The 12,941-nt window shown below is 48.7% G+C and carries 9 protein-coding genes; 2 read left to right on the top strand and 7 right to left on the bottom strand.

Annotated elements, in window-relative coordinates; genetic code table 11:
- Window positions 1-244 precede the first annotated feature (244 nt).
- Window positions 245-2,509 (bottom strand): nitric-oxide reductase large subunit, encoded by a 2,265-nt coding sequence (locus ACQY6I_RS01205; RefSeq protein ID WP_428239646.1) that lies wholly within the window; start codon window positions 2,507-2,509, stop codon window positions 245-247.
- Entirely contained in the window at window positions 2,496-3,176 is a 681-nt protein-coding gene (gene ytfE / locus ACQY6I_RS01210; protein WP_428239647.1) for an iron-sulfur cluster repair protein YtfE, read from the bottom strand. The genes ACQY6I_RS01205 and ytfE overlap by 14 nt, the downstream gene beginning before the upstream one ends.
- 152 nt (window positions 3,177-3,328) lie before the next feature.
- Here ytfE and norR point away from each other — a divergent pair, with 152 nt between their 5' ends.
- Window positions 3,329-4,870 carry a nitric oxide reductase transcriptional regulator NorR gene (norR, locus tag ACQY6I_RS01215; protein WP_428239648.1) on the top strand — a complete coding sequence of 514 codons (1,542 nt, stop codon included), beginning with the start codon at window positions 3,329-3,331 and terminating at the stop codon, window positions 4,868-4,870.
- A 10-nt stretch (window positions 4,871-4,880) separates the two neighbouring features.
- Here norR and ACQY6I_RS01220 read toward each other — a convergent pair whose 3' ends face one another.
- From ACQY6I_RS01220 to ilvA, 4 genes are all read right to left on the bottom strand, one after another.
- Window positions 4,881-6,524, bottom strand: a complete 1,644-nt coding sequence (locus ACQY6I_RS01220) for a methyl-accepting chemotaxis protein (RefSeq protein WP_428239649.1) — start codon at window positions 6,522-6,524, stop codon at window positions 4,881-4,883.
- A gap of 504 nt (window positions 6,525-7,028) precedes the next feature.
- On the bottom strand, window positions 7,029-8,678 hold the full coding sequence (locus tag ACQY6I_RS01225; protein ID WP_428239650.1) for a methyl-accepting chemotaxis protein: 1,650 nt from the start codon (window positions 8,676-8,678) through the stop codon (window positions 7,029-7,031).
- A gap of 525 nt (window positions 8,679-9,203) precedes the next feature.
- The gene (locus ACQY6I_RS01230) at window positions 9,204-9,785 is read right to left on the bottom strand and encodes an NAD(P)H-dependent oxidoreductase (protein WP_428239651.1); all 582 of its coding nucleotides are present in this window, start codon (window positions 9,783-9,785) and stop codon (window positions 9,204-9,206) included.
- 166 nt (window positions 9,786-9,951) lie between these two features.
- Window positions 9,952-11,484 (bottom strand): threonine ammonia-lyase, biosynthetic, encoded by a 1,533-nt coding sequence (gene ilvA, locus ACQY6I_RS01235; protein WP_428239652.1) that lies wholly within the window; start codon window positions 11,482-11,484, stop codon window positions 9,952-9,954.
- Between the two features lie 147 nt (window positions 11,485-11,631).
- Here ilvA and rpiA point away from each other — a divergent pair, with 147 nt between their 5' ends.
- A complete protein-coding gene (gene rpiA / locus ACQY6I_RS01240; protein ID WP_428239653.1) occupies window positions 11,632-12,336 on the top strand; it encodes a ribose-5-phosphate isomerase RpiA in 705 nt (234 codons plus the stop codon).
- 96 nt (window positions 12,337-12,432) lie between these two features.
- On the opposite strand, the gene ACQY6I_RS01245 is transcribed toward rpiA, so the two are convergent.
- On the bottom strand, window positions 12,433-12,876 hold the full coding sequence (locus ACQY6I_RS01245) for a DUF2147 domain-containing protein (protein ID WP_428239654.1): 444 nt from the start codon (window positions 12,874-12,876) through the stop codon (window positions 12,433-12,435).
- Window positions 12,877-12,941: the final 65 nt, after the last annotated feature.

Raw genomic sequence — 12,941 nt, forward strand, 5'->3', positions numbered from 1 at the left:
TAGCGTTTTGGATGTCTGGTGTCGGATATGGCAATAATACGCACCAGCGAATGCGTCAGTATGCTAGGTAATGGCAACGGAATAAACTGAATAATCGCGATCACTGGAAAAACATTTGATCCGTCAATGGGAACCCAAAGTCTGGATTCCCGGAAAATAGCCGTCCCTGTGGTGTGATCGGCCCGGCACTAGTATCCGCCGGCAAGACCCAAGCAGAGCCGTCAGCTGGGATTTAAGAAAGCCATCAGTTCTGTGTCTGTGTCCATACTTTTTTACCGTTCAGTCGGATATTGAAGATACCGCTGAAGACCTGCCAACTGATCGCCAGCACACCTACAATGAATACCATATCGCCGATACCGCGAACCCAGCGCAGAGTTTGTAACAGTTCGGATTGCATGAAGCTTTCGCTGCGGGCATACCAGAGTCCCTGACTGGCACTGGCAAAGAACTGCATTAAACCGATTGGAAGCAGGCTGGTGGTGATCATCAGAGCGAGTCCACCATTGAGTGACCAAAAAGCTGTTTTCATCAGAGCGTCGCTGAATACCAGTTGTGGTCTGATATAGCGCAGAATCAGCAGGGTGAAACCGATGGCCAGAAAACCATAGACACCAAACAACGCTGCATGGGCATGAACCGCGGTGGTATTTAGCCCTTGAACATAGTACAGCGATATCGGTGGGTTGATCATAAAGCCAAAGACTCCGGCACCCAGCATATTCCAGAAAGCCACGGCAACGAAGCAGGCCAGTGGCCATTTAAGATGCTCCATCCAGAGGGCACTGCGGCGTAGACGCCAGTTTTCCCAGGCTTCATGGCCCAGCACGATCAAGGGTACGACTTCGAGCGCACTGAAAGTGGCACCAATGGCCATGACCGGGGTGGTGGTGCCGGAGAAATACAGGTGATGAAAGGTGCCGGGAATGCCGCCGACCAAAAATAAAGAGGCAGAAGCCAGGCTGGTGGTCGTGGCCATGGGTTTGGAGATCAGCCCAAGGGAACAGAAGATAAAAGCCAGAGCTGCGGTCGCAAACACCTCAAAGAAACCTTCCACCCATAGATGCACAACCCACCAGCGCCAATATTCCATGATGGAAATGTTTGTGTGCTCACCATAGAAGAAACCGGAACTGTAGAATAAACCAATGGCCACCACTGAAGCGGTTAGCAGCACCAGCAGGTTTTTATCTCCAGGCTGTTTTAAGGCATTTTCGATACCTCTAAGCATTAGCACGAGCCAGAATGCTACCCCGGTAAATTTTCCGATCTGCCACAGACGGCCAAGGTCGATATATTCATAACCCTGGTGACCCAACCAGAAGTTTAGCTCAGGTGGCATAATTTGGGCGATGGCCAGCCAGTTACCAATAAATGAACCGGCCACGACCAATACCAGTGCCCAGAATAAAATATCTACCCCCAGTTTCTGGTAGCGGGGATCTTTGCCGCCATTGATGATGGGAGCCAGAAATAGCCCTGCAGCCAGAAATCCCGTTGCTATCCAGAATAAAGCACTTTGGATATGCCAGGTGCGTACCAGTGAATAAGGGAGCCATTTGGAGAGATCCAGGCCATAGAACTGTTGCCCTTCAACAGTATAGTGCGCAGTGATACCACCGATCAGAACCTGAAAACACATGAGTGCCACGACCAGCACCAGATATTTTCCGAGGGCCTGCTGTGAAGGTGTTAGCTGGATAATACTGAGAGGATCCCGGTTGGCCGGTACCACGGCTTCATCCTGATGATGCAGGAATGACCATGCCCAGACCAGCGCCCCGATGCCGGCGACCAGAAGCACCACGCTGACGATAGACCAGGTGATGTTTTCCGCTGTCGGCGTATTGTCAATCAATGGTTCGTGGGGCCAGTTATTGGTGTAGGTGGCATGACTGTCCGGCCGGTTGGTGGAAGCTGCCCAGGCGGTCCAGAAGAAGAATGCGGTAAGGTCCTGACGGCGCTGTGGATCCGGAAGCGTGTTTTCTTTCATTGCGTAATGTTCACGGGTGCTGTGCAGTGCCGGATCATCGGCAAACAGGTTTTGATAGTAAGCAGCGGTCAGTGCGATGGCCTTGGCCCTGCGCTCACTGATGAGTACGGAATTGTTTTTCAGAGAATTATGACGATATTCGGTTTTCAATCGATGTTGCAGCAGCATCTGTTGTTCGTCATCCAGTGAGCGGTAAGGTTTTTCATATTCTTCACCGGCTGCAATTTCAAGCCATTGGGTCAACTCCCGATGCAGCCAGTCGGCTGTCCAGTCAGGTGCCTGATAGGCGCCATGCCCCCAGATTGAACCAAGCTGCATACCACCGACAGACTGCCAGGCGCTTTGCCCTGCCAGCACGGTATCGTGGTCGAACAGAAGTTGTCCTGATGGAGTTTCGAAACTGTCCGGTATCGGTGGTGCCTGACGATAAACCTCCCGCCCGAAGTAGCCCAATAATGAAAAAGTAATGATGACAACGACGCAGAGCAGTAACCAGAGTTTTTTATACGCTCCCATGAGATACCTCCAGTGCATCGACAAACAGGATATTGTTTTCCAGATGGATGTGCTGCATCAGGTCTGCGCGTAATTGTGCAAGTCCACTGTATAGTGCTCGCCAGGTATTGCAGGCCCCTTTGGGCAGCGTGATGTTGTTGGTGATCTCGGCGAGGTGAGTAAGTTCCTCACCGTGGTGGTCGTGCTCAATCCGCATGACCGAAATCGGGCCTCCCACTGCTCTGCCGCAGGCACCCTGGCGTAGCATCGGGAACAGTATATTTTCCTCTTTGAGCATATGGCTTTCGAGGGCTTGCTGCATTTCATGCAGCTGTGTGCTGAGTCCCTGAGGGCAATCTGGGCGATCCCCATGCACTTGTTCCACTCTCAAAGCCAAACGGATGAGTTCTGGAAACTGCCGGCGATGGTGTTCATGGTAACGTTCGAGAATATGATCAATGAGTTCATCGATGGTGGCGTTTGACCAGTCCTGTTCGACCTCAGTAGCACTTAGCAGTGCTTCGAGGCGATTGAGGACGACTTCCGTCGGCAGAGACTTCTGTTGGATGGCGTCCTGCAGAGACTGCTGACCTCCACAGCAAAAATCAAGATCGAACTCATGAAAGATTTGTGTGCTGCCCGGTATATTGCGGGCGAGCCAGGCAACGGATTGATCAAGTAAATTCATGGAATGTTCCTTTGGGTAAATACTCGTATCCTTTATTGGCAATGGTTGTGCCATTCCATAACTTATTGATTTTAAAGAATAAAAATTAAATATGGTAAATAAAACCATTTTTAGATAGGGTTATAAATACCTTTATATGGTAAAAAATACCCATGATTGAAGATACTCTGCTGGCCGATCTTGTCACGGAATTGCCTCAGGGCATTCGCTTGCAGCGTCTGGTTGACACCATTCGCACGCAGTTTCGCTGTGGTGCGGTTGCCCTGCTGCGCCTGGATGGGGACAGTTTGCAACCGGAAGCGGCTGTTGGACTGGTGCATGAAACGCTGGGGCGGCGTTTTCAGGTGTCTCAGCATCCACGCCTGACCGCCATCCTGGCTACCCGGCAACCCGTTAGTTTCGATCACGATACCACTCTGCCGGATCCCTATGACGGCTTGTTGGAAAGCAATATCGGTGAGCCTCTGCCGGTGCATGACTGTATGGGAATCAGTCTCTACGTGGATGGAGAGCAATGGGGGGCTTTGACGCTTGATGCTCTGACACCTGGGACATTTGATTGGCAGGCACGTGATAATCTGGCGCGGTGTTCGTTGATTGTTGAAGCGGCCATCCGGGTGACGCGGTTGGAGCAGGAACGCCGGCATTTGAGGCAGTTGCCCTGGGGGGCGAATGTTGTCAGTCCGGTCATAAATGATACTAGTGAGCTGTTGGGGCGCAGCCGGGTGATGCAGTCTTTGTTGGCAGAAATTGATGTGGTTGCAACGGCGGACCTACCCGTGCTGCTGACCGGTGAGACCGGGGTCGGTAAAGATTTATGCGCCCGGCGATTGCACTATCGTTCTGCCCGCGCCGATGCCCCCCTGATACACGTAAATTGTGCCGCACTACCGGAATCACTGGCCGAAAGTGAATTGTTTGGTCATATCAAAGGCGCATTCTCCGGGGCAGAAAGTGGACGGGCCGGCAGGGTTGAGGCGGCCAGTGGCGGAACACTGTTTCTGGACGAAGTGGGGGAGTTGCCATTAACGGTTCAGGCCAAGCTGTTGCGTACCTTGCAGAACGGTGAGATTCAGCGCTTGGGTGAGGATAAACCCCGACATGTGGATGTACGCATAATTGCCGCCACCAACCGACAGTTGCAGGAACGTGTACGTGAAGGTCAGTTCCGGGCCGATCTGTACCATCGTTTGTCGGTGTATCCTCTTCCAATTCCACCATTGCGGGAACGTGACAATGATGTGCTGCTGTTGGCCGGATTTTTCCTTGAGCAGAACCGGGCTCGATTAGGTATTCGTAGCTTGCGATTGTCTTCAGCGGCGGAGCAGATGATTTTGCGTTATCCCTGGCCGGGAAATGTCCGTGAACTCGAACATGTGCTTAGCCGGGCGGCACTGAAAGCCGTCAGTTTCGGTGCCCAGAGGGATACAATTGTCACGCTGGATGCTGATTTATTGGACTTGTCTGTCACGGTAGTGACACCTGTGACGGCTTCTGTTGCGGTCACAGATGCATCCATTAAGGCGTCCGACCAGGTCGGGCTGTCATTGCGACAGCAGGTGGAAAATTGTCAGCGGCAGATTATTCAAACCGCTCTTGAGCATCATCATCAGAATTGGGCTGCAGCGGCCAGAGCGCTGGAACTCGATCCCAGTAATCTGCATAAACTGGCCAGAAAGCTGGGACTAAAATAATAATCGCAGTTTACTCAACGACAAATTGAGTGGTGACCTGTTTAAGTTGTTCCGACAACTGAGTGAGCTTCTGACTGGCGCTCAGCAGTTTGTGTGAATCTGACAGGGCGGTTGCGGAAACGTTTTTAATATCACCTATTTTGCCGTCAATCTCAAATGCCCGCTGCGATTGTCCCTGTGCCTCGCTGGTTACCATCCGGCTTTGTTGGTCAATAGAGACGATGTTCTGATGAATCCCGGACAATGCCTGGTGGAGATTGCTGATGTGCTCAACTGACGATGAGGTCAGTGTTCTGCCTGCCTGCATCGCTTTCACCGCTGTTTCAGACTGTTGTTGCAGCTGATGAATCATGGTTTCCGTTTCGTGGATGGAATCCTGGGTCCGGCTGGCCAGGGATCGCACTTCTTCCGCCACGACCGCAAAACCGCGCCCCAGTTCACCGGCGCGGGCGGCTTCAATGGCAGCATTCAATGCCAGCAGGTTGGTCTGCTCTGCGATATGCTGGATAACATCGAGTATGGCACCGATATTCTGTGTGTTTTGCTGCTGGCGGGTGATGACCTCACAGGCATGATCCACACTCTGTTCCAGATCGTTCATGATGGCTCGGGTGTGTTCTGCCAGTATCTGACTCTTGGTGGTCTCCTCCCTGGCTACCTGAGTTTCATCATGGCTGGAACGGGCATGGTTGAGAATTTCTTCGGCGGCGTGAAAGTTTTGTTTCAGAGTGATGTTCAGTACATCAATATCCTGGTTGTGATTGTTAAAGCACTGGTCCGATTGCTCTGCCATATTCTTTAACTCTGTGGAAGCCTGGGCAATATGGCGTCCTGATTCAGCGATCCCCTGAATGCTTTCCTGGAAGACCGTGAGCATGGCATTGATGCCGGTGGCAATCTGACCGATTTCATCCTGGTGCCGGATATTGGTACGCAGTGTCAGATCGCGGTTTACGGTGATCTGTTGAATAACGGCCAATAGATCGCGGATAGGATGAATCAGATAACGTAGAAACAGCAGTGATCCCAATATCAGAATGGCCAATATCGTCAGACAATAAAGTGATGATTTCAGTGCACTGTTGAAGAACAGATGGTTTACATCTTCAAGATCGATATCAGTACCAATGATCCAGTGCCAGTCAGGGTAGTTACGAATATAGGTGAGTTGCCTGCTGATATGGGTTTTGTCGGGATCGTCCTCAATGGTGTTTTCATTTCGGCGTGATAAAAAACCTTCTCCGTCGGTTTCTGCCATACGGATAATCTCACGATAAATGTTCCTTCCATCTGGATCGATAATGTTGGACACATTTTTGCCTTTTTGATTTTTATGCAAAGGATCCAGAATCAGGTTGCCCTTATTGTCCAGAATCCAGAAGTATTGGTTGCCGTCAAAACGAAGATATTTGATGGTTTTCAGGGCCTCTTTTTGTGCTCTGCCGGTGGTCATGAAACCAGCGTCTTCTCGACTGCGATAATAACTGACAATTGCCTGTGCGGTTTCGATCAGGGCTTTGGCTTTGTCCTGACGTTCAAGAATGAGATTTGAACGCATGTTCAATAATGTCAGTGCCTGCATAAAAATGATGGCAGTGGAGGTAAAAATAATTAGTGCAATCAGCTTGATCTTAATACTGCTATGGAATGTCATCGATACAACCATTGGGTCGAAAACGGAATCGGCGGATATTTAAGAGTTAAAAGTTTGCGTTTTTATTAATTAGCCGAAGTTTTTTTGACGGGATAAACAAAGGGCAGGGGGTTGTCCAGCTGCTTCCGGTGAATTGTCTGGAAATCTGACGGAAGTTCAGCAGAAAGTTGTCGAAAATGTTAGCGGTGTACTGATGTCATGGTATGAGTGTAATTATCTGTAGCAATTTCTGCGCTAAAGGGCGTATGTAAATTTTTAGCAGAGATAGGTTTGTCAGCCATAAAACCCGAGCTGACGGTCATTTGGTGAATGGTCGGTTTGAATAAAGTGTAAACAATTCCCGGCTAATTATTGTTGATATTCCTGGTCTGTTCCGCTGTAGCCCTCTGTGAAAATGCTGTAGGCCATTCACACGAAAATGTCCGTAGGTGTAGGTATGGTAATTTGTTGTCTATCGCCAGAAGAATCCGACAGCAGCCTCCAGCCATTGTCGGATATGGATTACTATAATTTGAACTGCTGAACCAATTGGTTTAGCAATTGAGACAACTCATGTAACTGCCGGCTTGAGTCGGTCAACTGATCAGCAAATTCGGCGGTTTCGCTGGTGAGGTGATTGATGTCTTCAACATCTCGGCTTAATTCGCTGACCACGGTAGCTTGCTCTTCTGTGGCGGTCGCTACCTGAATGTTTACATCGCTGATGCTGCTAATGTATTCCGTAATGCTGCCAAGTGAAGTATTGGCTTCGTCTGCCTGTTCTACTACTCGCAAGCTATGATCCTGGCTTTCTTTCATCACGCTGACTGTCTTGGCTGACTGGTCCTGCAGGCGATTGATCATGGTTTGTATTTCTTCTGTGGATGCAGCTGAACGACTGGCCAGATTACGCACTTCATCGGCGACTACAGCAAAACCTCGTCCTTGTTCACCGGCACGGGCAGCTTCAATAGCAGCATTCAGCGCCAGCAGGTTGGTTTGTTCAGAAATGCCGCGAATGGTTTCCAGAATACTGCCGATCGAGTTGGTCTGTTCTGCCAGCGAACCGATAACGGTACTGACGTTACTGATTTCTTTAGACAGGGTATTAATGCCCTGGCGGGCATCTGCCACGACTTTGGCCCCCTGGGAGGAACGTTCACTGGCTTTTTTAGCGGAATCGGCTGCCAGAGAGGCATTTTCGGCAATGTTTTCTATCGTTGCCCCCACTTCATTGATGGCGGTCGCCATTTGCGTGGTCCGGTCACGCTCGTTGAGACAGTTTTCATGAGTCATATGGGCTTTGCTGGCCACTTCACCGGCAGTTGTTGCCAGTGTTTGGGAGTTCTGGGCGACCGCTTCGATCGCTTTATGAATTTTGCTCAAGAGTTGATTAAAGTGGCTCGCGATCTCAGCCAGTTCATCTTGACCACTGAGTTCAATGTGGGTCCTGAGATCGAGATTTTCGGAAGCATCCACAACGTAATTACGTAGCCCCTTGACTCGTTTGCTTAAGCGACGCAGGATCAGGGTGGCCAACAATAATGAAGCGGCAATCGCGACAATCACCAGGACTATCATATAATTGCGACTGCTTTCATACGTCGTGATGCTGTTGGTATATCGTTGCTCTGCCTGCTCTAGTAGTTGATCCAACAGCTTGTTCACAGCGACCCGCATGTCACCATAGCTCTTCGCATATTTGTTACTGTAGATATCATGGGCAGTCGGCAGATCGTTTTTCTCAAGTGCTTTGAACATAGGTTCAAGTTCATTGGCTTTAACATTGCTAAAACGATCGATGATTTTTTTCACAGCTGCTCGGGCCTCATCAGAGACCTGTGCATCCAGTGCGTCCCGTAAGGCGGCATCCATTTCTGCAATATCTTCACTGCGGGCTTCTTTCACCCGGGTCAATACACCTCTGGAATCTTTTAAGCCATCCACTTCCTGTAACAGCATCATATCGATACCCACTCGCATTCTTGGAATGCGGGAAGCAACCTCAGCCAGAGATCTCATTGGCGCACTGGTATTTTCGGCTAAAGCGTGTGTTTGTTGCTGAAGTTTGCTAATACCGTTAAGGCCTGCCCAGCTGACCAGTAGCAACGCTATACATGGTAGTGTGATAACTACCACAAATTGACTTCTAAGAGTCATTTTTCCGATAAACACGTTAGTTAGTCTCCACACTTAAAGAGCAAGTATTTGCTTAGAGTCAGTATAGACAATAGATAACAATAGTAGTAAGTGAATGGTTTTTTATATGGTAAAACCAGTCGAGTATTGAACTTATTATATTGTAGTATGCTTGCTAATCATTAACGGCAATAAATATGATAAGTTGAGAAATATCGAAAAAATAAAGTGTTAATTTGGATGATACGAGATACTTAAAAGTTACTGTAACGCGCGCTCAGGTCCCGCAAGTAGCAAAATGCGACGGTTTGACATTTAAGATAAAAACCTGAGTTTCCTGAGTAACTATGGAGTTTTGGGGTTATTTGTGTAGTCGATTAAATTTTGCTATTGATAGATTGGAAGTGAATGAGTCGTCTGAATTTTGTTTAGTGCATTCTGGTGTGTCATCTGACAGTCGGTCTGGAAAATAATGGCTGGTGACAGGAAGGAATCAAATCATGCTTTGTCATGTGTTTGAATTGGGTTTTGGTTGCATCATTAATAGCATAAAGTTTGGAGTTAATATCTCGATTCTATCTTTTTAACAAAGGTATCCACTCTCGTTTGCGATGCATTTTCACTTTTATAAAATGATAGCATCTGGAACTTGCATTTTTTAGCGCATGCGCCCAGCAACGCAATTTTAAGAATTCTTTTGACCGGTTGTCGCAATACCAGTTTGTCTACCCACCAGGGGGATCCAAGCGTTGTGATGACTTTTACCTCTTTAAGATTATCCAGGCGTGGTGTAATCGCACCCAGGTCCGAGGCATGGTTATATGCATGACCAGGCGCCCAAACCCGATCGAACCAGCCTTTTAAAATAGCGGGAAAACCAAACCACCATGTTGGAAACACCAGTACTAGTGACTCTGCCTGTTTCAGTTGCATGATTTCAGCCTGGACAAGATGATCATTAAATTGGGCCTGGTAATAACTCAGTCTTTCCTCACTGGTTAATGCAGGCGCAAACTTATCTTCGTACAGGTTGAGCAAGGTTATTTCGTAGCCTTTAGACGTTAAGTGTGATGCCGTTTTATTGGCCAGATAGTCACACAGACTGCCTTTGAGCGGATGAGCCAGTACAATCAGGCATTTCATCGAAACCTCCTTAAACTCTAGTGAGTTCACACCACCTGGATTTATATTGGGGCATGAGAGAGCAATGTGTACTCAATGCTCTCAATTATGGTTGGAAAACACCCGGTTAAATTCACCAACCGGAGGGGGTGTTCAGGTCGGGTGTTTAGTAAACTCTTGATCCTGCTTAGGCTGGTTTGAAGCTGTTTGGATTCGCCAAAAACAATTGATAGGCTGGATTACCGGTTTCTTCCCAATAGGGGTAGTCCAGCTCTGCCAGGAAGCTTTGAAAGGCTTTTTTATCTCCTGGTGCTACCTGCATACCACATAGTACCCGGCCATAAGCAGCACCATGATTCCGGTAGTGGAACAGGGAAATATTGAATTTTCCACCGAGTTTCTTCAAAAAGTTCATCAACGCTCCGGGCCGTTCGGGGAATTCAAACCGGTAGATCACCTCATGTTCGACGATGCTACTATGACCACCCACCATATGACGAACATGAGATTTGGCCATGTCATTATCGGTTAGATCCAATACTGGATAATCGTGTTTTCTGAGTAATGCGGCAATGTGTTCCCGGTCAGCCAGATCACTGGTTTGCAGGCCTACAAAAATCTGTGCCACTTCGCCATCAGTATATCGGTAATTAAATTCTGTTACCGGGCGTTTACCGATAACGTTGATAAACTGCTGATAACTGCCTGGGTGTTCAGGAATGGTGACCGCGAATACGGCCTCCCGGTGTTCGCCAACTTCTGCCCGTTCCGCGACGTAGCGAAGGCGGTCAAAATTGATGTTGGCACCTGAACATATGGCCACCAGATTCTGGCTGTTTATCTGGTTTTCCTCGACATATTTCTTCAAACCAGCGACTCCGACTGCGCCAGCAGTTTCCGCCACGGAGCGGGTGTCGTCAAAAATATCCTTAATGGCTGCGCAGATCTCGTCGGCGGTAACGGTAATGACATCGTCCACATAGTCTTTGCAGACTTTCCAGGTTTCTGCTCCGATCTGAGCGACCGCGATGCCTTCGGCGAATATGCCCACCTGAGACAGGGTGACTCGGCGGTTATGTTCTTTGGCTGCTTTCAGGCAGGCGGACTCCTCAAACTCCACACCAATGACTTTGGTGGTTGGGCGGATGTATTTGGTATAAGCAGCAATTCCGGCAATCAGACCGCCGCCGCCGACTGGAACGAAAATAGCGTCAACTTCCTGGGTCTGGTGAAAAATTTCTCTGGCGATAGTGCCTTGCCCGGCAATGACCTCGGGGTCGTCATAAGGATGAACGTAGGTATAGCCCTTTTCTTCGGCCAGCTGTCGCGAGTAGGTTGCTGCCTCTTCAAATGAGTCTCCATGCAGGACGACTTTGCCACCCCGAGCCCGAACCGATTTGACTTTGATTTCAGCCGTTGCTTTAGGCATAACGATGGTGGCTTTCACATTCATGATTTTGGCAGCCTGAGCCAGGCCTTGAGCATGATTGCCGGCTGAGGCACAAACAACGCCTTTAGCTTTTTGTTCGTCGGAGAGCTGGGCCATTTTGTTATAGGCGCCGCGGAGTTTGAATGAAAATACCGGTTGAAGATCTTCACGTTTGATCCAGACCTGGTTTTTCAGGCGGTTGGAAAGGTTGGGTGCGGGATCGAGTGATGTTTCGACGGCTGCTTCATAGACTTTGGCATTGAGGATCTTTTTGACGTAATTTTCCAACATAATGAGTGGCTACCTGTATTTAACAACACTTCCCAACGGGCCGGACGGCGCAGTTTAGCGGAAGGGTGGGGATGTTTCATCATTGCATCATGACTTTAATCATGAGTGACCTATAATGGCTGCATATATTGCTGTGAGGATTCCAAAATGACCCAAGACGAACTAAAACACCAAGTGGCACTGGCTGCGATTGAATATATCAAGACTCTGATTAAACCGGATTCTATTGTTGGCGTGGGAACCGGTTCCACCGCGAACCTGTTCATTGATGAGCTGGCGGCTATCAAAGATAAGTTTCAGGGCGCTGTTGCCAGTTCAGATGCATCAACGGAGCGTCTTAAGGGCCACGGTATCGAGGTTTATGATTTGAACTCGGTCGATGAAATCGTGGTTTATGTGGATGGTGCCGATGAGGCGAATAAAAGCCTTTGTCTGATCAAAGGTGGCGGCGCGGCACTGACTCAGGAAAAAATTGTGGCGCAGGTGGCCAAGCAGTTCGTCTGCATTGCTGATGAATCAAAAGCGGTCGAAATCTTGGGTGCATTTCCGCTACCTGTGGAAGTGATCCCAATGGCGAGGGCGCTGGTGAGCCGGGAACTGGTTAAGTTGGGTGGTGATCCGGTCTGGCGTGAAGGGATTATTACGGATAATGGTAATCAGATTATTGATGTGCACGGTCTGAAAATTATCAATCCTGATGATTTAGAAGCCAAAATCAATATGATTCCCGGCGTGGTGACCAATGGTTTGTTTGCACATCGCGCAGCGGATGTTTTGCTGCTGTCGACTCAGGAAGGTGTGAAAACCTATTCTGTTATGAATACTGTCTCTGCAGAAGGGAACTATTTTTAGGGAACCTCTGAAAAATGGCCTATTTTTCAGAAGCCCCTTAGATTTCAGAATATTTATGCGTGCTTCAGGGCAGGTTGTCTGACCTGCTTTAGGCCTTTATTCGACCCGGTTCCAGACCTGTGTTCTGCCAATGAGTGAAAATCCGATGAAGCCACGGACTTCTAGATTTTTACCGCCATTGGTGACCATCAGTTTGGCTTTATATTCTTTCCCATTGGCTGGGTCCAGAATTTTGCCACCTTTCCATTCCTTGCCGTCTTGAGTCAGCCCCCAGATAAAATTCATGCCTTCTATCGGTTGATTGGCACGGGAGCCCTTGCATTTTTTACAGATTTTTCCTTTATCTTCAGTTGCCAGTAATTTAACGATATCGCCTTTGAGTTCATCACCATCCATGTAGATTCGCACTACGCTTTTGGCTTTGTTGGTTTCATCGTCAATGGTTTGCCACTGACCAATGGGGGAGTTCATGTCTGCTGCCGATGCATGCATGGCCAGAGTGGTGAGCAAAGCAAATATTATTATTATCGTGTTCTTCATATTGTTCTCCAGATACTAAGAGCCATTGTGAATAGCTGGCCCGCTGCTGCACGTTACCACAACGT

The sequence above is a fragment of the Gynuella sp. genome (assembly GCF_050297175.1).
Taxonomy (GTDB): domain Bacteria; phylum Pseudomonadota; class Gammaproteobacteria; order Pseudomonadales; family Natronospirillaceae; genus Gynuella.

Bases quoted from the DNA above. Each gene is read 5' to 3' on its own strand.
- ilvA (WP_428239652.1), bottom strand. From the start codon at position 11,484: ATGTTGGAAAATTACGTCAAAAAGATCCTCAATGCCAAAGTCTATGAA.
- ACQY6I_RS01230 (WP_428239651.1), bottom strand. From the start codon at position 9,785: ATGAAATGCCTGATTGTACTGGCTCATCCGCTCAAAGGCAGTCTGTGT.
- ACQY6I_RS01205 (WP_428239646.1), bottom strand. From the start codon at position 2,509: ATGGGAGCGTATAAAAAACTCTGGTTACTGCTCTGCGTCGTTGTCATC.
- ytfE (WP_428239647.1), bottom strand. From the start codon at position 3,176: ATGAATTTACTTGATCAATCCGTTGCCTGGCTCGCCCGCAATATACCG.
- ACQY6I_RS01245 (WP_428239654.1), bottom strand. From the start codon at position 12,876: ATGAAGAACACGATAATAATAATATTTGCTTTGCTCACCACTCTGGCC.
- ACQY6I_RS01220 (WP_428239649.1), bottom strand. From the start codon at position 6,524: ATGACATTCCATAGCAGTATTAAGATCAAGCTGATTGCACTAATTATT.
- norR (WP_428239648.1), top strand. From the start codon at position 3,329: ATGATTGAAGATACTCTGCTGGCCGATCTTGTCACGGAATTGCCTCAG.
- rpiA (WP_428239653.1), top strand. From the start codon at position 11,632: ATGACCCAAGACGAACTAAAACACCAAGTGGCACTGGCTGCGATTGAA.